Annotated in this window: 21 protein-coding genes; 20 read left to right on the top strand and 1 reads right to left on the bottom strand. The window is 42.5% G+C overall.

The window, feature by feature from the left end; genetic code table 11:
* Window positions 1-943: 943 nt before the first annotated feature.
* The 20 genes from IEX12_RS18615 (at window position 944) to murA (ending at window position 20,908) form a co-directional block, all read left to right on the top strand.
* The gene (locus IEX12_RS18615; RefSeq protein WP_188725655.1) at window positions 944-1,552 is read left to right on the top strand and encodes a low molecular weight protein arginine phosphatase; all 609 of its coding nucleotides are present in this window, start codon (window positions 944-946) and stop codon (window positions 1,550-1,552) included.
* Window positions 1,553-1,575: 23 nt separating this feature from the next.
* The gene (locus tag IEX12_RS18610) at window positions 1,576-2,868 is read left to right on the top strand and encodes a methyl-accepting chemotaxis protein (protein ID WP_188725654.1); all 1,293 of its coding nucleotides are present in this window, start codon (window positions 1,576-1,578) and stop codon (window positions 2,866-2,868) included.
* A 31-nt stretch (window positions 2,869-2,899) separates the two neighbouring features.
* Window positions 2,900-3,337, top strand: coding sequence for a ribose 5-phosphate isomerase B (gene rpiB / locus IEX12_RS18605; protein ID WP_102414444.1), 438 nt, complete (start codon window positions 2,900-2,902; stop codon window positions 3,335-3,337).
* A 155-nt stretch (window positions 3,338-3,492) separates the two neighbouring features.
* Window positions 3,493-4,065, top strand: coding sequence for a TIGR01440 family protein (locus IEX12_RS18600; protein ID WP_088052202.1), 573 nt, complete (start codon window positions 3,493-3,495; stop codon window positions 4,063-4,065).
* 46 nt (window positions 4,066-4,111) lie between these two features.
* Window positions 4,112-5,368 carry a serine hydroxymethyltransferase gene (gene glyA, locus IEX12_RS18595; protein WP_102414446.1) on the top strand — a complete coding sequence of 419 codons (1,257 nt, stop codon included), beginning with the start codon at window positions 4,112-4,114 and terminating at the stop codon, window positions 5,366-5,368.
* Between the two features lie 311 nt (window positions 5,369-5,679).
* Window positions 5,680-6,309 carry a uracil phosphoribosyltransferase gene (gene upp / locus IEX12_RS18590; RefSeq protein ID WP_088052204.1) on the top strand — a complete coding sequence of 210 codons (630 nt, stop codon included), beginning with the start codon at window positions 5,680-5,682 and terminating at the stop codon, window positions 6,307-6,309.
* Between the two features lie 29 nt (window positions 6,310-6,338).
* Window positions 6,339-7,451: a non-hydrolyzing UDP-N-acetylglucosamine 2-epimerase gene (wecB, locus tag IEX12_RS18585; protein ID WP_088052205.1), complete on the top strand. Its 1,113-nt coding sequence runs from the start codon at window positions 6,339-6,341 to the stop codon at window positions 7,449-7,451.
* 561 nt (window positions 7,452-8,012) lie between these two features.
* Window positions 8,013-10,262: a S8 family serine peptidase gene (locus tag IEX12_RS18580; RefSeq protein WP_088052208.1), complete on the top strand. Its 2,250-nt coding sequence runs from the start codon at window positions 8,013-8,015 to the stop codon at window positions 10,260-10,262.
* A gap of 716 nt (window positions 10,263-10,978) precedes the next feature.
* A complete protein-coding gene (locus IEX12_RS18575) occupies window positions 10,979-11,347 on the top strand; it encodes an ATP synthase subunit I (protein WP_088052209.1) in 369 nt (122 codons plus the stop codon).
* A 23-nt stretch (window positions 11,348-11,370) separates the two neighbouring features.
* Window positions 11,371-12,093, top strand: coding sequence for a F0F1 ATP synthase subunit A (atpB, locus tag IEX12_RS18570; RefSeq protein ID WP_102414449.1), 723 nt, complete (start codon window positions 11,371-11,373; stop codon window positions 12,091-12,093).
* Window positions 12,094-12,194: 101 nt separating this feature from the next.
* Window positions 12,195-12,407: a F0F1 ATP synthase subunit C gene (gene atpE, locus IEX12_RS18565; RefSeq protein WP_088052211.1), complete on the top strand. Its 213-nt coding sequence runs from the start codon at window positions 12,195-12,197 to the stop codon at window positions 12,405-12,407.
* A 133-nt stretch (window positions 12,408-12,540) separates the two neighbouring features.
* Window positions 12,541-13,068: a F0F1 ATP synthase subunit B gene (gene atpF / locus IEX12_RS18560; protein ID WP_230856174.1), complete on the top strand. Its 528-nt coding sequence runs from the start codon at window positions 12,541-12,543 to the stop codon at window positions 13,066-13,068.
* Window positions 13,065-13,607: a F0F1 ATP synthase subunit delta gene (locus tag IEX12_RS18555; protein ID WP_088052212.1), complete on the top strand. Its 543-nt coding sequence runs from the start codon at window positions 13,065-13,067 to the stop codon at window positions 13,605-13,607. The genes atpF and IEX12_RS18555 overlap by 4 nt, the downstream gene beginning before the upstream one ends.
* Window positions 13,608-13,628: 21 nt before the next feature.
* On the top strand, window positions 13,629-15,140 hold the full coding sequence (atpA, locus tag IEX12_RS18550) for a F0F1 ATP synthase subunit alpha (protein WP_088052213.1): 1,512 nt from the start codon (window positions 13,629-13,631) through the stop codon (window positions 15,138-15,140).
* Window positions 15,141-15,235: 95 nt separating this feature from the next.
* On the top strand, window positions 15,236-16,102 hold the full coding sequence (atpG, locus tag IEX12_RS18545) for an ATP synthase F1 subunit gamma (RefSeq protein ID WP_088052214.1): 867 nt from the start codon (window positions 15,236-15,238) through the stop codon (window positions 16,100-16,102).
* 35 nt (window positions 16,103-16,137) lie between these two features.
* Window positions 16,138-17,550, top strand: coding sequence for a F0F1 ATP synthase subunit beta (gene atpD, locus IEX12_RS18540; RefSeq protein WP_088052215.1), 1,413 nt, complete (start codon window positions 16,138-16,140; stop codon window positions 17,548-17,550).
* Between the two features lie 91 nt (window positions 17,551-17,641).
* Window positions 17,642-18,037: a F0F1 ATP synthase subunit epsilon gene (locus IEX12_RS18535; protein WP_088052216.1), complete on the top strand. Its 396-nt coding sequence runs from the start codon at window positions 17,642-17,644 to the stop codon at window positions 18,035-18,037.
* A 279-nt stretch (window positions 18,038-18,316) separates the two neighbouring features.
* On the top strand, window positions 18,317-18,547 hold the full coding sequence (locus tag IEX12_RS18530; RefSeq protein WP_088052217.1) for a DUF1146 family protein: 231 nt from the start codon (window positions 18,317-18,319) through the stop codon (window positions 18,545-18,547).
* A 279-nt stretch (window positions 18,548-18,826) separates the two neighbouring features.
* Window positions 18,827-19,546 carry a YwmB family TATA-box binding protein gene (locus tag IEX12_RS18525; protein ID WP_159457812.1) on the top strand — a complete coding sequence of 240 codons (720 nt, stop codon included), beginning with the start codon at window positions 18,827-18,829 and terminating at the stop codon, window positions 19,544-19,546.
* Window positions 19,547-19,579: 33 nt separating this feature from the next.
* Window positions 19,580-20,908 carry a UDP-N-acetylglucosamine 1-carboxyvinyltransferase gene (murA, locus tag IEX12_RS18520; protein ID WP_188725653.1) on the top strand — a complete coding sequence of 443 codons (1,329 nt, stop codon included), beginning with the start codon at window positions 19,580-19,582 and terminating at the stop codon, window positions 20,906-20,908.
* Between the two features lie 590 nt (window positions 20,909-21,498).
* On the opposite strand, the gene IEX12_RS18515 is transcribed toward murA, so the two are convergent.
* The coding region (locus tag IEX12_RS18515) for an RNA-guided endonuclease InsQ/TnpB family protein (RefSeq protein WP_188725652.1) at window positions 21,499-22,251 on the bottom strand (753 nt) is incomplete at its 5' end.

The following is a 22,251-nucleotide window of genomic DNA, read 5'->3' as shown; positions in this document are numbered from 1 at the left end:
CCTGCTTTTTTAACTATTCTTCTAGAGGATGTTCAAAAAGTCCGGTAAAAATGACACTTCGGGATAGGGGATCTTCGACTAAGTGCCGACACGTCCTGTGTCGAACGTCGAAGTCACCACATCCTGTGGAAGCTCGTTGGCTTGCTTTTCCGCTCCTCATGTACCTGGGATAAGGATCTTCTGCTAAAACCGCCCACGACAATCGCCAACAGCAGAAGTCAGTACCTCCTGTACAAGCCCGGTGCCGGGAGCTACGCCGCCTCGAACTTCTCGGTCCTTTTTATCCTCCTTTTTGAACACGCTCTTCTAAACAGACGTTTAATACTGCTCATTTCTCATCTTAACTGTTTTTTCTGACATTCCTTGTCTTTCTATGGTATAGTTTGAGTAGAAGTTTTTTCCCACCTCAATCGGCAGTAAAACCCTACTTCAAGGCTTCAGAGAAAACAGTATGTGGGGATTAGCTGGCCGTCAAAATCCGATTCGATCGGGCCTGCACGACCCAGTCACAAAGGCGTTGCAATAGGACGTTGCAGCTTTAGCCTTTGTTCTCGTCTAGGAAATTATAAAATTTTGCGGCTGTGGATAACTTAATAACCGGATAAGCCACGTCCGGCTCCAGCGCCCAGCGGCTAGTGTGCAACACCCGCCTCCGTACGATAAGTCAACATCGGTTCGGATAAGGAGGAAGGCCGACTAAGTACGGGCTTTGCGCCCAACGTCGGCATACCCCTTTTGCAGGGGCATGTTTCCTTTATCTCCTACGGTAGGAATGTTCGGTTAAAACCGCTGCTTTGCGCAGCAACACCGAACCACCCTGCTTGGCAGGGCGCAGCACATACGCCGCTAAACGGGCGCTTGCGCCTTTGTTCCTTAAGTTCAGTGAGGGTTAAAAAGAATCCCCTGCTGAATGAAGTTTTCACTTTATAATGGGGGTTCCTTTATGAAAATCTTGTTTATTTGTACCGGAAATACATGTCGAAGTCCGATGGCTGAGGCGTTAATGAAGCATAAATATCCTCAGGCGGAAGTGCAGTCAGCGGGAATTTTTGCTGGGAAAAACCAGCGGGCAAACCAAACTGCGATGGAAGCGCTCAAGCGTTTGGGGATTCCGATTGATCACCGTTCCCAGCCAGTTACCGCTAAATTGCTCAATTGGGCGGATCTCGTACTGACAATGACAACACAGCATAAACAATCACTGATTTTGCAATATCCAAAATTCCAGGACAACTATTTTACATTGAAGGAATATGTTTCAGAAGCGGATAAAAGAGTGTGGCAGGAAATTAAGCGGGCTTATGCTGACTATGAAGAAAAGCGCTCTATTTATATCCAGGAGTATCAGCACAAACTGGATAACGCTAAACTTGAGGCAAAATTGGCTGAACTGTTGCATGATGATGTGCAGCGAATTCAACAAATGGAAGCCAGTTTAATCAATTACGATATATCGGATCCATTTGGCGGAGATTTGGCCATTTATCAAAATACATTAAAAGAATTAGATGAAAATGTCGATTTATTAATCAGGAAGATAAAAAACAACTGAATAAGGTGCAGGGGGAAAAAGGGATGAAGAAAAAGTACCGGTTTAGCTTACGACTTAAATTTGTGCTGTTAACAACAATTCTAGCTATTATTACGTATTCATTTACAGCGTTATTTATTTACATTGTCTATGATGCTGTTCACCAGTTTTGGGCAATTTCACAGCAGGGCTTCATCATCATGACGTTACTAATGGGGATTTTTTGGTCCGGTATATTAGCCTATTTTGCTGCAAGGTTTGTGACAAGGCCACTGGAGAAACTGGAGGGTGCCGCCTCTCGTGTTGCAGATGGTGATCTGAATCAGTCTATTGACGTTTCCAGATCTGACGACGAAATTCGCGGGCTTACCATTTCCTTTAATACAATGCTTAAAAATTTAACCAATATGGTGCATAATATAGAGAAGCACTTTGAAAATACGAATCAATCGGTTCGTCAGTTGAAGGATGCCTCGAATGAAGCCGCCAAGCATTCACAACTAATTGGGGCCTCCATTGATGAAATTTCCAAAGGTGCCGAAAGCTCATCAGATGCCATTCAGCAAACGGTGCTATCGGTTGAAGTGGCAACGGAACTGGCGGAGGAAGTACAAAGCAAAGCTAGCCGGTCAAAGGATAAATCCAATACAATGCTGGAAACGTTAAACAAGAGCAAACTGGTGGTAAATCAATTAGTGACGGGTATTCAGGAGGTGGCCGGCAGCCAGGAGAAATCCTTGCAAGATGTCGAGCATTTAAAGGAAAATGCGCTGCAGGTGGAAACCATTATTTCCATGGTTGGGGAAATTTCCGAGCAAACGAATCTTCTGGCATTAAATGCATCCATTGAAGCTGCTCATGCCGGCGAACATGGCAAGGGGTTTGCAGTGGTAGCTGAAGAAATACGTAAATTGGCTGATCAAAGTGCAAATGCCGTTAAACGTATTTCTGATTTAATTACCGCCATCCAGGATGATGTTGCGATAGTCGCTAAGAAAATTAATGACAATGTCGTATATGTAAAAGAGGAAACAAAAAAAGGGGTAGAGACAAATCAGGCCATTGAACAAATGGCCAGCTCTGTTAATGATGTAGCTTCGGAAATTGCTGCGATTGCAACAGTTGTCAACAAGCAGTTGGAATCGATTCAAGCTACTAGTGTACAATCACAGGAGGTCGCGGCAATCGCCCAGGAAACATCGGCAGGAACGGAGGAAGTGAATGCGTCGATTCAGGAACAGGCAAGTATTATTGAGGACGTTGATAATATGGCATCTTCATTAGAAAAACAGGCTCAAACCTTAAATGAGCAAATCCGGCAGTTTAAGGTTTCGTAAAACTATACAACAAAGACAAGGAGCGATAGCAATGAAAGTAATTTTAACTGCTGACCATGCGGGGATGACGATCCGCAATGAGGTGAAAGCACTTCTGGATGAAGCAGGGATAGAATACGAAGATACCGGCTGTGATTGTCAAGGCTCGGTTGACTATCCAGATTATGCACTTCCTGCAGCGGAACGTGTAGCGAAGGGGGAGTTTGATCGCGGTATTTTTATTTGTGGAACCGGCATTGGCATGTCGATTGCTGCAAATAAAGTGAAAGGCATTCGCTGTGCGCTGGTACATGATGTTTACAGTGCAAAATTAACCAGACAGCATAATGATTCGAATGTATTGGCCATGGGAGAACGCGTCATTGGACCAGGGCTTGCCCGGGAAATTGCTAAAACTTGGCTTGAAACCGAATTTGACGGTGGCCGCCACGCAAACCGGATTGGAAAAATTACAACGTATGAAGGTTAAATAGGTGATGGATGGGGATTTGTGACCGGCTGCCTGATAATGAAAGGGAGATAACTTGATGTAAGATGGCAGCTACATTTAAAATTGGGATAACGGCGACCTGAAGTGAATCCCCCAATGTCTCGTCACGTTAAATAAGGCAGGTGAAGTGGATAATGGAGTTACATCAACAGGTGCAACATGATATGGAGTCTGCCCTCCAGGAATGGATAAACAGCGGGTATATACATGATGGTGATTTGTTTGTCGTCGGCTGCTCGACAAGTGAAGTGATCGGCAAGCATATTGGTACTGCCGGAAGTGAAGATATCGCAGCAATTATTTTCGAAAAACTGGCACATTTCCAGCAGCAATTAAAAATTAAGCTAGCTTTTCAATGCTGTGAGCATTTGAACAGGGCACTTGTCGTAGAAAAAGCCACCATGCTGGCACATCAGCTTGAGGAAGTATCGGTAGTTCCGGTGCTAACAGCAGGAGGTTCAATGGCTTCATATGCTTATAAACAGATGGATAATCCTGTCGTTGTCGAAAAACTCCAGGCAAACGCGGGAATGGATATTGGTGAAACAATGATTGGCATGCATCTGAAACGTGTTGCTGTTCCATTACGTTTTGCAAAGCGCCAGATCGGCAATGCCCGGCTTAGCACAGCACGGACCCGGCCGAAATTAATCGGCGGGGAGCGCGCCAACTATAAAGAAACAGCAGTTAATAATAGTTGTAAGTAGGGACTGGAAACACCAGTACCAAAAAAATATATAGGAGGGTTTACACATGGAGACAGCAACAAAGTCAGCAACAAAACTAAAGCAAGCAGATCAGGAACTGTACGAGGCAATGCAAAATGAAAAGCAGCGTCAACAGCAAAAAATTGAGCTGATCGCATCGGAAAATTTTGTGTCTGAAGCAGTTATGGAGGCGATGGGTTCCGTGTTAACGAATAAATATGCCGAGGGATATCCAGGTAAACGCTATTACGGTGGCTGTGAGTTTGTTGATGTTGTAGAGAATTTGGCCCGTGATCGTGCAAAGGAGTTATTTGGTGCTGATCATGTTAATGTTCAGCCACACTCCGGGGCACAAGCTAATATGGCTGTATATTTTACCGCTTTAGAGACAGGTGACACGGTTTTAGGGATGAACTTAAACCATGGTGGCCACTTAACACATGGGAGTCCGGTGAATTTTAGCGGTAAACTTTATCATTTTGTTGATTATGGTGTTGACAAGGAAACGGAACAGCTTGATTATGATGCGGTTTTGGAAAAAGCAAAGGAGGTTCAGCCGAAACTTATTGTTGCTGGTGCCAGTGCGTATTCCCGGACACTTGATTTTGCCAGGTTCCGTGAAATTGCCGATCAGGTCGGTGCATACTTAATGGTGGATATGGCACATATTGCCGGTTTGGTCGCTGCCGGTTTACACCCAAATCCAGTGCCGTATGCCGATTTTGTTACAACGACGACACATAAAACACTAAGAGGACCACGTGGCGGCATGATTTTATGTAAAGAGGAATTCGCGAAGAAAATTGATAAATCTGTTTTCCCTGGTATGCAAGGCGGCCCATTGATGCACATTATTGCCGCAAAAGCAGCGTCATTTAAAGAAGCGCTATCTGATGATTTCAAAGCATATGCCAACCAAATCATTAAAAATGCTAAAACGTTGGGTGAAGAGCTGAGGAATGAAGGAATCCGTATTGTCTCTGGCGGTACTGATAATCATTTGCTGCTATTAGATGTTACACCGCTCAACCTTACTGGGAAGGTAGCCGAGAAGGTACTGGATGATATTGGTATTACAACGAATAAAAATACGATTCCGTTTGACACAGAAAGCCCATTCGTAACTAGTGGTGTTCGTATCGGTACAGCAGCCGTAACGACACGTGGTTTTGCTGAAGCTGAAATGAAGGAAATTGCCGCGATTATTTCCCTTACATTAAAAAATCATGAAGATGAAGCAAAATTAACAGATGCAGCAAATCGTGTAAAAGTATTAACGGATAAATTTCCGCTATATGCATAACGAAATCGACGTTCCTTTTAGGGAGCGTCTTTTTGCATGGATTTTTACGGTATCAGAAGTACCTGTTTAAAAACAGCAAATTGCTGAATAAACTGCAAAGTTGCTGTTATTATTGCTAAACGGGTATAAGCTCCGGAATACCAGTGTAAACGAGGAAAGCATGATCAGGAATTTAACTGCACCGCCGCCCCAACCTCACCAACTTTTTGAACGCATTTAAAGGCGGAATCATTTATATCAGCGCTTGAAACGTTACCATTTTTTCAGTACAATTTGAAGGATGCAACTAATAAAGAGGAGTGATCAGCATTATGGGAAATGTACACGTACTGGATCATCCGTTAATTCAGCATAAATTAACGTACATAAGGGATAATGACACAGGAACAAAGGAATTCCGCGAACTTGTCGATGAAGTAGCTATGTTGATGGCATTTGAAATTACCCGTGATCTTCCACTAAAGGAGATTGACACGAACACTCCTGTTACCACTGCTAAAACAAAGGTATTGGCGGGGAAAAAGATTGGTCTGATCCCGATTTTGCGTGCAGGTCTTGGTATGGTAGATGGTATGTTAAGGCTAATCCCGGCTGCCCGCGTTGGTCATGTAGGCCTATATCGCGATCCCGAAACACTACAACCGGTCGAATACTATATTAAATTACCATCAGATATTTCTGAACGTGAGCTGATCGTGATTGATCCAATGCTTGCTACAGGCGGTTCGGCAAACGACGCAATCGCTTCACTAAAAAAACGCGGAGCTAAGCAAATCCGCTTAATGTGCCTGATTGCTGCACCAGAAGGCGTCAAAAAAATACAGGAAGAACATCCGGATGTTGATATTTATCTGGCAGCTTTGGATGAAAAATTGGACGACCATGGTTATATTGTTCCAGGCCTCGGCGACGCTGGTGATCGGCTTTACGGGACAAAATAGGTTAAAAATGCTAAGTGGAGTGACGAGAAATGACAAAGCACACTAAAGTAATGACGATTTTCGGGACAAGGCCGGAAGCGATCAAAATGGCACCGCTTGTGCTGGAATTACAAAAACGGGAAGGTGAATTTGCATCTCTTGTAACAGTGACCGCACAGCACCGGGAAATGCTTGATCAGGTGCTTGCCATTTTCGGGATTACACCTGATTTTGACCTGAACATTATGAAGCAAAAGCAAACACTAGCGCAAATTGCAACACGAGCATTAGAAGGCTTGGATAAAGTGATGAAAGAAACCAAGCCGGATATTGTATTGGTCCACGGGGATACCAGTACAACATTCGTTGCTTCACTTGCAGCTTATTACAACAAAATAGCGGTTGGTCATGTGGAGGCAGGACTTCGAACATGGAATAAATACTCACCATATCCGGAAGAAATGAATCGCCAGCTAACAGGTGTTATGGCAGATCTGCATTTTGCGCCAACGGAAAAGTCAAAGCAAAACCTTTTGCAGGAAAATAAACCAGCCAATCGGGTTTTCGTAACGGGAAATACGGCAATTGATGCTTTAAAAACAACGGTCCAAGATGCATATACAAGCCCGATACTTGATGAGCTGGGTGATCAGCGGCTAGTGCTGATGACCGCACACCGCCGGGAGAATCTAGGGGAAAATATGCAGCAAATGTTTCGGGCGATCAGACGGATAGTTGAAACACATGATGATGTACAAGTCATTTATCCGGTACATTTAAACCCGGTCGTACAGCAAACAGCAAACAAAATTTTAGGAAACCATGATCGAATTAAACTTATTGCACCACTCAGTGTCGTGGATTTCCATAACTTTGCTGCCCGCGCCCATTTAATTTTGACAGATTCTGGCGGGATACAAGAGGAAGCTCCTTCACTCGGTGTTCCGGTACTGGTATTACGTGACACTACCGAACGCCCTGAAGGAATCGAAGCCGGGACATTGAAATTAGCTGGTACGGATGAGGATACAATTTTTACGTTAGCAGATGAACTGCTGTCGGACAACGAAGCACATGAACGAATGGCTAAGGCTGCCAATCCATATGGAGACGGTCACGCATCCGAAAAAATTGCTGATGCAATTGCGAAGTATTTTAAATAAAAAAGGATTCAGTGGGCAGACTGAATCCTTTTTAAAATTATCGATCTTAGGACTTAAGAACGTTTAGGGGGATAACCGGTGGCGAGGAAACATCGTCCGGAGCGCGAGAACATCGTCCGGAGCGTGAAAACATCGTCCGGAACTCGGAAACATCACCCGGAGCGGGGAAACATCGTCCGGAGCGTGAAAACATCAGCCGGAGTGCGGGAACATCGGCCGGAGTGAGGAAACATCGTCCGGATCCCGGGAACATCGCCCGGAGCGTGAAAACATCGCCCGGAGCGGGGAAACATCGTCCGGAGCGTGAAAACATCAGCCGGAGTGCGGGAACATCGCCCGGAGCGAGGAAACATCGTCCGGATCCCGGGAACATCGTCCGGATCGCGGTAAACATCGTCCGGAACGCGAGAACATCAACACAAGATCAGTAACATCAACAAAAAACCAACCATATACACGCTCAAAATAATCTCACTCCTGTCACGTAGAAAAATTCCCTGCCTATACATGCATGATTTTCATCTTTTTCCAAAAAATAAAGGGAAAAGGGGGGACTTCAGCATGCGGCGATGTTTCATGGTAAGTATAATGGTAACAATGCTCCTGGCACTACTTCATACAACCACGTTAGCTAATACAGAAGAAGACGATGATACTGTATCCGTCATTATTGAAGTAGATGGGGAGCCGGGAGAACATCAAAAGTACATTGAGACATACTACCCTTCTATTGATGTTGTTGCTACATATGACAAACTTTTCCACGGTCTAGCACTACAGGGCGATCCGAAAAAGCTCGCCAAAATGGAGTCGCTTGAATTTATTAAAGCAGTCCATCCTGTCACAACGTATGAGGCAAATTCCGTTGGCCCTCCACCAATAGAAGACATTCAAATAGAAGTTGAAAACAACAGAAAAGCTCATTCATTAAACAAAAATAAGTCTAACGCTGTTGTTCCTGAGGCAGTCAATAATACTTCCTACACGGGAAAAGGGGTTAAGGTTGGTGTTGTCGATACGGGGATTGATTACAACCACCCGGATCTGGCAAAAAACTATACACAAGGTTATGACCTCGTTGATCTTGACGATGACCCAATGGAAACGGTTGCCTCGCAGGGGATACCGACCCTCCATGGGACCCATGTTGCCGGGATTATTGCCGCAGACGGAAAACTTAAGGGAGTTGCTCCTGATGCCGAAATTTATGCATACCGGGCATTAGGTCCAGGCGGACAGGGGACATCAGTACAGGTGATTGCCGCACTGGAACAAGCGGTAAAAGATGGCGTCGATATGATTAATCTGTCATTAGGAAACGCTGTTAATGGTCCGGATTATCCGACAAGTATTGCCGTAAATCGTGCAGTTGACCTTGGTGTTGCGGTTGTTACGGCTAATGGAAACAGTGGTCCGGAGAATTGGACGGTTGGATCACCAGCGACTGCATCAAAAGCGTTGGCTGTTGGTGCATTGACCATGCCACAAGCGGTGCCATTTCTTTATGAACCTACTAATGATAAAACGATAGCGATTACTCCAATGGCCGGTTCACAAGCGTGGGATCTGGATAAAGATTATCAAGTTGTACATACAACAGGCAAACCAACAAATGTCCGGGGAAAAATAGTGCTCATGGAACGTGGGAAAATTCCTTTTTACGAAAAGGCAAAGATGGCGGAAGAGGCAGGCGCTGAAGCAGTAGTTATTTATAATAATGAGCAAGGTGCTTTACAAGGATCTGTCGAAAATGAAAAGGATCCGCTAACCATTCCGGTTGCAGCCACTACGAAGCAAGCGGGAGAGTGGCTAGTCAACAAATCGCAAAAGGACGCTGTTTATCTCGAGACAACCTATAAACAAACAAAGAAGAATATTGCCGATTTCAGTTCGCGTGGTCCGGTTACCGTTGATTGGGATATCAAGCCAGAGGTTATCGCGCCCGGAGCAAAAATTTTAAGTACGGTTCCTGGTGGTTATCGTGAATTGCAAGGGACAAGTATGGCAGCCCCACATGTCACAGGCGCGATGGCTTTATTGAAGCAGGCACACCCTGATTGGTCAGTAGAACAAATGGAAGGTGCGTTAAAAACGACGGCACTGCCGCTGGGAAAACAAGGACAATTGTATGATCCAATTGTCCAGGGAATGGGACAAATCAGGCCAAAACTGGCCATTAACACAGACACCATTATTTATGATCCTTTACTATCATTCGGTAAAATAACCGGATACAAAAAAAGTAAAACGGTCGACCTGGTAATTGAAAATACAACAGCGCAGGATCAAAGCTATTCGTTTGACATCCCAAGCATGAAAAAAGGCCAGCACTTTCAATTACCTAAAAACTTTACGGTTAACGCACATGAACGAAAAACCGTTCAAGTTAAGTTGGATGTTGTCAGCCAACAGCTGGAGGAAGGGATCTATCAAGGCTGGCTGACATTAAACCAGGAAAAGAAAAAATATCATCTGCCATATTTGTTTGTGAATCAAACGGCAGATTATCCAAAAGCAATGGGATTTGATTTTTCATTAAAACCCTTTTCAGATGACAGTTACATGTATCAGTTGTATGTAACCGACCCGGTCAAAAGTGTTACAGTCAATTTATACAATTCTGCTACATTATTATATGAACGACCATTTGTAACGATTGATGACCCAAAAATAGGGATGAACGAGGGCGAAATCGACAAACGTGACCTAGGTGAACCAGGAGTTTATAAAGCACTGATCACCGTTCAACTGGAAAATGGCGAATATGAAAGCTATGAAACGGAGATAGAAATAACTGAAGAACGCAGCTGACTGGTAATTGAGGGGGACAATGGCAGATACAAAAATAGCTTCACATTGAATTAATTTTGCGGCATGAAATGTCAATTTCCCTCTCCGATTCTAGTCACTATTTCGTTCACAAAAATGTCATGATATAGGCAAATATTTTCCTTTATAATGGAAGAGTGGATGCTAACATTACAACCTGCAAAATCAGAAAAGTGTAGTTAGAGTACGAATGGCTAGGGTGAAATTCAGCCACCTTACTCCTGGAAAAAATGGGCTAATTGCCAATTTGTATTTTATATCACAAACCAATTGACAACAGAGTATGGCTATTGTACACTATCCTAGTATGGGATGGTAGGGTTTTCACTATATTGTGATAATTGTGCGTAATCGAAAGAGCCGTTAGGAATAGGAAAATGATGTCGAATTTTTCTTGTGTGTTAACAGAAGGTCATCCGAACTCGAGATTCCTGTTTTTAATATGCACGATTATAACAGTATGAGGAAACTTATCTGTAAAGTCAGTGATTTTTCTCACTTCTTGTCAACTTGGACGACTGGCGAAAAGAATGCTGGACTGACAAAACATACGGCTACCTGGAGCATAAGGGCGTTAAAGCGAAATACTAGAAATCATATGTTTCATTATTGCAAAAAACATCGACTGAAAAACATAAAAGTCGCTTATGAAGCATGCGCTTTAACGAGCGTGAATATTTACAGGAGAAGAGTAAACCATGTCGCAATATCAAAATATGATAGCAAGAGAACGCAAAATGATGTTCTACCTTCTCGCTATTTGGGTGCTTGGAGCCGGATTTACACCATATCCACAAATATTCCTTGGACTTCTTTTAGGAAGTATCGCCAGTTTCTATAACTTATACCTTTTGCAAAGGAAGATTAATGACTTTGCAGAAGCCGTAGAAAAAAAGCAATCGACAAAGGGACTTGGCACTATTTCGCGATTTGCCGCAGCCGCATTGGCAATTATAATCGCGCTTCAATTTGAGAACTATTTTCACATTATTGCTGTTTTAATTGGAATAATGACATCCTACCTTGTCATTATGATAGATTTAGTTATCTTTAAAATTAGGGATTAGTGCATGGAAGCGGGGTGAATAAAATGGATCATGAAGCACCAATAGTGGAAGACGTATTTGGAATACCATGGCTTGATTTTAATTTATCGAATGTGGTAATGATGGCAGTTGCCTCATTAATTGTGTTCATCCTTTGTGTTTTAGGTGTACGAAAGCTCCAGATGAAACCTACTGGTGCACAGAACTTTATGGAATGGGCCCTTGACTTTGTAAAGGGAATTATCAATGGGGCAATGGATTGGAAGACGGGGAAAATATTTTTACCGTTAGCACTGACACTAATCACTTATATCTTTGTCAGTAATCTATTAGGTGTTATCACGATGGCAACATTTGGCCATGAACTATGGTGGAAATCACCAACATCCGACCCGGGTATCACGTTAACATTATCGACTATGGTTATTCTGTTGACGCATTTTTATGGGATTAAGATGCGTGGTGCAAAAGAATATGGGAAAGACTTCTTAAAACCATTCCCGGCTTTTTTACCAATTAAACTAGTTGAAGAATTTGCGAATACGATGACACTGGGTCTTCGTCTGTTCGGAAATATCTATGCAGGTGAAGTCCTTTTAGGGCTATTGGCAGGATTAACATCGTCGAGCGTGCTTGGCTTCTTTGGAGGAGCAATTCCAATGCTGGCATGGCAAGGATTCAGTATTTTTATTGGCGGGATTCAGGCGTTTATTTTCACAACGTTAGCGATGGTTTACATGTCGCATAAAGTGAGCAATGATCATTAAGCATGATTTCATATTGTTAATTAACCGGTTTTGACAGTTTACCTGTTAAAACAGGAAATGATTAAAAAACATATCTAATTACTTTGAGGAGGATTTATATTATGGGAGCTTTAGCAGCTGCAATTGCAGTAGGTCTAGGTGCATTAGGTGCCGGTGTAGGTAACGGTTTGATTGTAAGTCGTACAGTTGAAGGGATTGCCCGTCAACCTGAACTAAGAGGTCAACTGCAAACAACAATGTACATTGGTATTGGTCTGGTTGAGGCGATGCCGATTATCGCCGTAGTTATCGCACTAATGGTAATGGGTAGATAAATAAACAAATAATGAAATGGCGAAGTTTGTCTTCCACAAGATCCTTCGCCGTTGTTTTTACTGGAAATAAGCTAAGAACGAATGTTAAATAAATGAAATTCCTGCCTGATTAGATGGGAAAGGAGTGAATTCTGTGCAAGTATTTACTGGGTTTTCTATTATCAATGCATCAGTTGGCAGTCTCCAAGTCGGGGACATGTTAGCCCAACTATTCTTCTTTATCGTTCTACTCGTATTAATACGTAAATTTGCCTGGGGACCATTAATGTCCATGATGCAGAAGCGTGAAGAATATGTTGCATCAGAAATCGAGGCTGCTGAAAAAAGCCGTGCTGAGGCTGAACGTGCGCAAGAAGAGGCGACAGTCCAATTAAAACAAACGAAACAGGAAGCACAAAAAATTATTGAAGATGCAAGAAATGTTGGAGCAAGGCAAGAACAGGAGATTGTTGATTCAGCTCGAAAAGAAGCAGAGCGTATCAAACGTGCTGCGCAAGAAGAAATTCAAAATGAGAAGGAAAAGGCAATCCAGGCACTTCAGGATAAAGTGGCTTCATTATCAGTTCTTATTGCAAGTAAAGTAATTGAGAAAGAAATAAGTGCACAAGATCAGGAAAAATTGATCAATGACTACATTAAAGAGGTAGGAGAAGAGCAATGAGTGAAGCAGTAGTTGCTAAACGTTATGCAGATGCTCTCTTTCAGCTCGGTACTGAAAAACAAGCACATGAAGAAATGGTTGAGGAATTTCGTGTTGTGAAAGAAATTTTTCAAGATAATAAGCGACTTTACACATTCCTCAAGCATCCTCGTGTCAATAATGAGAAAAAGAAACAATTCCTGGATGAAGTGTTTCAAGGTATGTCAACCGATGTCGTCAATACATTAAAATTGCTTGTAGAACGTCATCGTGTTGAGATCATCCCGTTCGTTATTGATCAGTTTAGACAAATGGTCTACGATGCACAGGGAATTGCAGAAGCAACGGTATATTCTGTTCAGGAGTTATCTGATGCTGAAATAAAAGAGCTTGCAGCCGTATTTGCCAAGCGATTGGGTAAAAAAGAAATTAAACTTGAAAACAAAATTGATCCGTCGATAATCGGCGGTGTGAAACTTCAGATAGGCAATACGATCTATGATGGTTCGCTTCATGCAAAATTGAAACGAATCGAACGGAATATTGCAGGAGCAAACTAATGATGATAGGGGTGAAATGGTATGAGCATTAAGGCGGAAGAAATCAGTGCGCTTATCAAGGAGCAGATTGAGGACTTTGACGCACAAATTGAAGTAAGTGATGTCGGTACAGTAATTGAGGTTGGTGACGGGATCGCACGTGCTCACGGTCTTGACAATTGCATGGCCAATGAGCTAATTGAATTTTCTAACGGTGTAATGGGGTTAGCACAAAACCTTGAAGAAGCAAACGTTGGTATTGTTATCCTTGGACCGTATACAGATATTAATGAAGGTGATGAAGTTCGCCGTACAGGCAGAATTATGCAAGTACCAGTTGGAGAGGAATTACTTGGACGTGTGGTGAATCCGCTTGGTCAGCCGATTGATGGGAAAGGTCCGGTTGAAACAGCAAAAACTCGTCCAATTGAATCCCCTGCACCTGGTGTTATGGCACGTAAATCTGTTGATGAACCATTACAAACAGGGATTAAAGCAATTGATGCACTTGTACCGATTGGACGCGGACAGCGTGAATTGATCATTGGTGACCGTCAAACTGGTAAAACAACGGTTGCCGTAGATACGATCATTAATCAAAAAGATCAAGATATGATCTGTATTTATGTGGCAATCGGACAAAAAGAATCGACTGTACGTGGAACGGTAGAAACTTTTCGTCGTTACGGTGCGCTTGATTATACAATCGTTGTATCTGCCGGTGCATCAGATCCTGCGCCATTATTGTACCTTGCACCATATGCAGGTGTATCAATGGGTGAAGAATTCATGTACAACGGCAAGCATGTCTTGGTTGTTTATGATGACTTATCGAAACAGGCAGCTGCTTATCGTGAACTTTCTTTACTATTACGTCGTCCACCAGGCCGTGAAGCGTTTCCTGGGGATGTATTCTATTTACACTCACGTCTACTTGAACGTGCAGCAAAATTGAATGATGACTTAGGTGGCGGTTCCTTAACGGCATTGCCATTTGTTGAAACGCAAGCAGGTGATATTGCCGCTTATATTCCAACAAACGTTATCTCCATCACAGATGGACAAATTTTCTTGCAGTCGGATTTATTTTTCTCGGGTGTACGACCAGCAATCAACCCTGGACTTTCCGTATCACGTGTTGGTGGTTCCGCACAAATTAAGGCAATGAGGAAAGTTGCTGGTACACTAAGGCTTGACCTTGCTTCTTTCCGTGAATTAGAATCATTTGCACAGTTTGGTTCTGATTTGGATAAAGCAACGAAGGCAAAACTGGATCGTGGTGCACGAACAGTTGAGGTTTTGAAACAAGGATTGCATAAACCTTTGGCTGCTGAAAAGCAGGTTATGATTATTTATGCATTGACAAAAGGATTCCTGGATGATGTTCCAGTTGAAGATGTTACCCGCTTTGAGGAAGAATTCCACCTATGGATGGATGAAAACCGCAAAGAATTGTTAGCAGCTATCCGCAATACTGGTCAACTTCAGGAAGCTGAAGATATGAATGAAGCAATTGAGTCCTTTAAGAAAACATTCTTGCCTAGTGATAAATAGAATTTTTAGAGAACAGAGTAACATGTCAATAAGTATGTTTTGCCTACATCTGACATCCAACTTCTGGTCTCTGCTAAGAAAGGACGGTGACAAGCTTGGCATCACTCAGAGATATTAAACATCGGATTGATTCAACAAAAAGCATGAAAAAAATCACTGGGGCAATGGAAATGGTTTCTGCTTCCAAATTGACACGTGCAGAACAAAATGCAAGATCTTTTGTCCCGTATAGTGAGAAAATGCAAGAGGTTGTAGCAAGTATTGCCGCAAACAATACGAGCGTTGATCATCCGATGTTACAATCCCGTGAAGTAAAAAAGACAGGTTATCTCATTATTACGTCAGATCGCGGTTTGGCCGGTGCATACAACAGTAACGTATTGCGAAATTTACATCAAACAATCGAAAAACGCCATCGTTCAAAGGATGATTATTTGGTTATTGCTGTTGGCCGTGTAGGCTATGAATTTTGTAGAAGCCGCAATCTACCGGTAGCAAAAAGTATTCTTGGACTTGCAGATCAGCCGAATTTTGCTGATATAAGTGAATTGGCTAAAGAAACAGTTCAAATGTATAGTGACGAAGAAATTGATGAATTGACTATTTTTTATAACCATTTTGTAAGCAGAATCTCTCAAGAGGTAACGACGAAAAAGCTATTACCACTTACAGACTTACAAACAGGATTGGGTTCAGCTTCTTTGAGCCAATATGAGTACGAACCAGGTGAAGAGGAAATTTTGAATGTGCTTTTACCACAGTATGCGGAAAGTTTGATTTATGGTGCATTACTTGATGGGAAAGCAAGTGAACATGCGGCACGGATGAATGCAATGCGTAATGCTACAGACAACGCTACAGATATTATTGATGATTTATCATTAACATATAACCGTGCGCGCCAAGCAGCGATCACACAGGAAATTACCGAAATTGTTGGTGGAGCAGCTGCTTTGGAATAGCCTTGCCGATTGAAAGAAAGTTAGGAGGGAAATTGATGACGAAAGGTTACGTTACACAAGTCATGGGACCTGTTGTCGATGTGAAATTTGATGATGGCCAGCTCCCTGACATTTATAATGCATTACATGTCGGTTTCACTGCAGACGATGACACACATGTAAGTATCGATCTGACATTGGAAGTAGCACTTCATCTTGGCGACAATTCCGTACGTACAATTGCCATGTCGTCAACAGATGGTGTCATGCGCGGCATGGAAGTTGAAGATTTAGACGGCCCGATATCAGTACCAGTTGGCGATGATACATTAGGCCGTGTATTTAACGTTTTAGGTGATAAGATTGACCTTGATGAGCCGTTAGATAAAGGGGTGCGCAGGGATCCTATTCACCGCGAATCACCAAAGTTTGAAGATCTTGCGACGGAAACGGAAATATTGGAAACCGGTATTAAGGTTGTTGACCTGCTTGCCCCGTATATTAAGGGTGGTAAAATCGGCTTGTTTGGTGGAGCTGGTGTAGGAAAAACAGTTTTAATCCAGGAATTAATTAATAACATTGCCCAGGAACATGGTGGTATTTCCGTGTTCGCTGGTGTTGGAGAGCGTACTCGGGAAGGGAACGACCTTTACTATGAAATGAAAGACTCAGGCGTTATCGCCAAAACAGCAATGGTATTCGGGCAAATGAACGAGCCGCCAGGGGCACGGATGCGTGTGGCATTAACTGGTTTGACAATGGCTGAATATTTCCGTGATGAACAAGGGCAGGACGTATTGTTATTTATTGATAACATTTTCCGTTTCACACAAGCAGGTTCAGAGGTTTCCGCTTTACTTGGCCGTATGCCTTCTGCCGTTGGTTATCAGCCGACACTTGCAACCGAAATGGGACAATTGCAGGAGCGGATTACATCAACGAATAAAGGATCTGTAACGTCCATTCAGGCAATTTATGTACCTGCCGATGACTATACGGACCCGGCGCCTGCAACAACATTCGCTCACCTGGATGCGACGACAAACCTTGACCGTGGTCTGTCTGAGCAAGGTATTTATCCGGCGGTGGATCCATTAGCATCAACATCACGTGCATTGGATCCAGAGATTGTCGGCGAAGAGCATTATAAAGTAGCACGTGAAGTACAACAAACACTGCAGCGCTATAAAGAACTGCAAGATATCATTGCAATACTTGGTATGGATGAACTTTCCGATGAAGATAAATTAACAGTGGCACGTGCACGTCGAATTCAATTTTTCTTATCGCAAAACTTCCACGTTGCTGAACAGTTTACCGGACAACCGGGTTCATATGTTCCAGTTAGCGAAACTGTCAGTGGCTTCAGGGAAATTTTAGATGGTAAATATGATGACCTGCCAGAGGATGCTTTCCGATTGGTTGGACGAATAGAGGAAGTTATTGAAAAAGCGAAGGAAATGGAATAATATTGCGGACTTATTAAAGCAGCAGCTGTGTTGTAACGATATATATAAGAAATAACCAGTGCTGCTCATTAGGTCACAAGGAGGGGTTACATTGAAAACACTAACGGTGAGTGTTGTTACTCCTGATGGTCCAATTTTGGAAGATAGTTATGATATGGTTAGCTGTAAAGCTGAAAATGGGGAGCTTGGTATTTTACCAGGTCACATTCCATTAGTCGCTCCATTAACAATTAGTGCAGTACGATTAAAACGCGGTAATGATATGGAACGATTAGCTGTTAACGGCGGATTTTTGGAGGTGCGGCCGGATAAGGTAACAATTCTTGCCCAATCTGCCGAACGACCATCCGATATCAATGTTGACCGCGCTGAGCGAGCTAAAAAACGCGCAGAACAACGCCTCCAGTCTAAACAGGATGAAATCGACTTCCAAAGGGCAGAATTAGCACTCAAACGAGCATTAAACCGATTGGATATTGCTCGGTAGATAATAAGCAAAGCCTAATAGGAAAAGTCTCTCACTACTGGTGGGAGATTTTTGCTGTGAAATAAGCCATACGAAATGAAACAAAACACCTTTAAAAATAACGTCGATATTTCCCGGGAAATGTAGTTGACGCCAGCATAATAATTTCCCACATCGTAACAGTATTCGACTTTTTTTGCTGGGAATGAAATGCACGAGTAATCAATTGACATTTGTCTGTATACATGGCAAAGTTACAATAGTAAAGCACGATGAATTACATAATAAGGTGTGAACGAAATGTTTTCAATTGGACAACTTGCAATCGTAAGTATGATATCGCATTTAATCTTCATATTTATTACCTGGAAGGTTGTACAAACGATTAATGTTGATCCGCTTATTCAAAAAGGGCGTATAACAGAGGCACGAATTCTCTTGCTATTTATTACCATTGTAATTGGTTCAGGTGTCAGCAGGTTCTTCCTTGAATTCCTTCAATGGTCACGGGATCTTATTTTTCTTTTTTAACGGATAGGAAAAATAAAGATCGGCAGGTAGGAAAGATATTGAAATCGGCTACCTAGCCGATTTCTTCCAATCTAACCTCTGGCTTCTGAAATTTAAAAAGACGCTCAAGCGTTTATTTATTGGGTTGCGGCGGTTTTGGTGCTGGTACCCCCTTGAAACCTGTAAACTATATTAGATGGAATCTACCCTATTACTCTAGTAATCATGTCGATATTTGTACGGTATTAATTTTTATCCCCCTGTTCATACTGGTTATAGAACCGAACAGGGGGAATTATGATGAAAAAAACAGGTCTTTTTCTTTTATTGCTGCTTGCATTATTAACGAAAACCGTTTTTGGATATACCACTACTGCGGACGATGAAATAGTCGATTTAGCATCAGTTGTTTTGGAGAATAATTTAGCCGTTGAAGATTGGCAAGTAACGATTAAAGAACAGGTCACCCGAGCAAAAGCAGATAAGTTGGTACAGCAATTAAAAAATAGTTATTTAGCCTCTACTACAAATGATGAGAACGTTATAAAATATTCATTTAGTGACGCTCAAAAACAGAAAAGCGTTGTCGAATCATTTAAGGTCATCGTTCCTAAAAACGCCAATTATAAAGCGGAGGTTATTGCGGTTATTCGTGGTGATTACTGGGACCAATCAATCAAGCAGGCTTATTATTCGACAATAAATGCATTGCCTGAATCTTTGTTCACAAAACAGGCAAAAGAATTTGCTTGTCTGACGACTGAAAGTAATGGTACAATTAGCAGTGATGATTTTTTAAAAGCGTTTATGAACGAATTAAAGGTAAAACAAATTTTGACACAAACAGACAACATTAACCATTCAACGGTTGGAAAAATTATTTATGGGTATACACCATTATGGAATCAAGAGATCTCCATAATGGACAAAACAATGAATATTCAATTGGCAATGAATGAAAATGAAAACGGCGATACAACATTCACGATAGGAACACCTATCTTGATAACTGAATATTAATATAGGGAAATTGCAACTGAAGGAGATTGAAACATGGAAAAGATCATCGTTCGCGGCGGGAGACAATTAAACGGCGCCGTTAAGGTTGAAGGTGCTAAGAATGCAGTGCTGCCTGTAATCGCTGCAAGTATTATCGCAAGCAAAGGAAAAAGTGTTTTACATGATGTTCCGGTTTTAGCTGATGTATATACAATTAATGAAGTTATTCGTAATATGAATGCAGATGTACACTTTGAAAATAATACCATTACAATTGATGCGTCAAAACCGTTAACAACGGAAGCCCCTTTTGAATACGTACGTAAAATGCGTGCGTCCGTATTAGTGTTGGGGCCTCTTTTGGCGCGCTATGGTCATGGCAAAGTTGCAATGCCTGGTGGCTGTGCCATTGGCTCCAGGCCAATTGATTTACATCTAAAGGGTTTCGAAGCAATGGGCGCGGAGGTACATGTTGGCAACGGCTTTGTTGAAGCAAAGGTTAATGGCCGTCTGCAGGGTGCCAAGATCTACTTGGATGTTCCAAGCGTTGGTGCTACCGAGAATATTATGATGGCAGCTGCACTGGCAGAAGGAAAAACAGTGATTGAAAACTGTGCAAAAGAGCCTGAGATTGTTGATTTGGCTAATTTCTTGAATAAAATGGGCGCACGAATTGTTGGAGCTGGTACAGAAACGATTCGAATTGAAGGTGTCGATAGCCTGCACGGAACAGAACATGCAATTATACCGGACCGTGTCGAAGCAGGTACATTTATGGTAGCTGCGGCGATTACTGGGGGAAATATTTATATTGAAAATGCGGTGAGTGAACATCTTCGTTCAGTTATTTCCAAGCTTGAAGAAATGAATGTAACGATTAGAGAAGAAAACGGTGGATTACGTGTAATTGGCCCGAAAAAATTAAAGGCAACAGACATCAAAACATTGCCACATCCAGGATTTCCAACTGATATGCAATCGCAAATGATGGCGTTGATGCTGTTCGCACAAGGTACAAGTGTGATAACAGAAACCGTATTTGAAAATCGCTTCATGCATGTGGAAGAGTTTCGGCGTATGAACGCTAAAATGAAGATTGAAGGCCGGAGTGTCATTGTGGAAGGTGACGCCGATTTGCAAGGTGCCGAGGTAGCTGCTACCGATTTACGTGCGGCTGCAGCGTTGATTCTTGCTGGATTAAGAGCGGAAGGTTATACACGTGTTACGGAATTAAAACATCTGGATCGCGGCTATGTTAACCTCGCCGGCAAATTAGCTGCCTTAGGGGCAAATATTGAACGTGTGGATGAAAAAGCGGAAATCGCAGAACCGGAAGCAGAACTAGATTACCAGAATAATAATTTCATAGCAAAGTTATCTTAACTATAAGTTCTTGTTCAAGTGGGCCGCTTATCATTTGGTGACTTTTTGAACATCCTCTATACTATTGTATGTTAAAGCAGGTAATGCCATGTAGGGCATTACCTGCTTTTTGCGTGTAGAAGAATAGAGCCTTGGTATACACGTTCCCTCCGGAGCGGAGACACCGATTCGAGATCAGGAATATCGCCCCGAGGAGCAGGGATATCGACTCAAGAAGAGAAACATCGCCCCGAGGAAGGAAACATCGACCCAAGAAGAGAAACATCAACCCGAGCGTGAAAACATCGTCCCGAGAAGAGAAACATCAACCCGAAAGCGTAAATATCGCCCGGCGATCGTGGAAACATCGCCCCGAGAACGAATACATCAACCCCAGCGCAAAAACTATACCCAATCGAACTAACCTACCACTAGGAACATCCGCGTGAATGACCCCACCTTATCATCCTTTCGGAATGCTTGAAGGTGGGGCTTCCTGTTTCACAGACCATTGCATCTTAGGGGATTCCTAAGACGTCTTACATTGTCTCCACAGGCTTTGTTTAGACTGTTCGGACACAACCTTGCCCTACAGTTTTTCGTGTTCTCATTTAGTCGATGGCCATCATCTGATCCAGCTGTTCCATTCCTTTACGCAATATATTAAGACTTGCATTGTGGTCACGATCCAGGATTGTTCCACATCCTTTACAGATATGCGCTCGTGTTCCGCATGTAGAACAATCCTGTGACGTGAACGCTGGATCGACTTTTAGCAAGATACTTCCATTTCGTTCACATTTATAGGAGAGCATGTTTCGAAACATGCCCCATCCTGCATCGGAAATGGATTTTGACAAACGTTTGTTTTTTACCATATGCCGGATGTCAAGATCCTCTACGGCAATGATCGAATAGTCTTTCGCCAAATGGTAGCTTAATTTATGTAAAAAATCTCTTCGCTGGTTTGCTACTTTTTCATGAAGGGAACGGACTTTAATTATTTGTTTCACATAATTTGCCGATCCGCGTTTCATTTTAGAAAGTTTTGCTTGCGCTCTTTTAAGTTTCTTTTCTGTTTTATGAATAAATGTAGGGTTTTCATAGCTTTTTCCATCGGACAGAACTGTGTATTTATTTATCCCTACATCAATGCCAACTGCAAGATCACGATTGATTGGTGCTGGGTATGCTTGTCCTTCGACACTGAAAATAGCATACCAGCGACTGCCTTGTCGCTTGATGAGGAGTTGTTTGATTGTGCCTTCCATTGGTCGATGTAAGTGAATAGGAATTTGCCCGAGCTTGGATAGTTGTAACTTGCCGTTTTCTGTAAAAGATGCTGCATAGCGATGATGTGTATT

This window comes from Lentibacillus populi (assembly GCA_014642895.1).
Taxonomy (GTDB): domain Bacteria; phylum Bacillota; class Bacilli; order Bacillales; family Amphibacillaceae; genus Lentibacillus_C; species Lentibacillus_C populi.
This window is presented reverse-complemented; position numbering and strand designations above follow the sequence as displayed.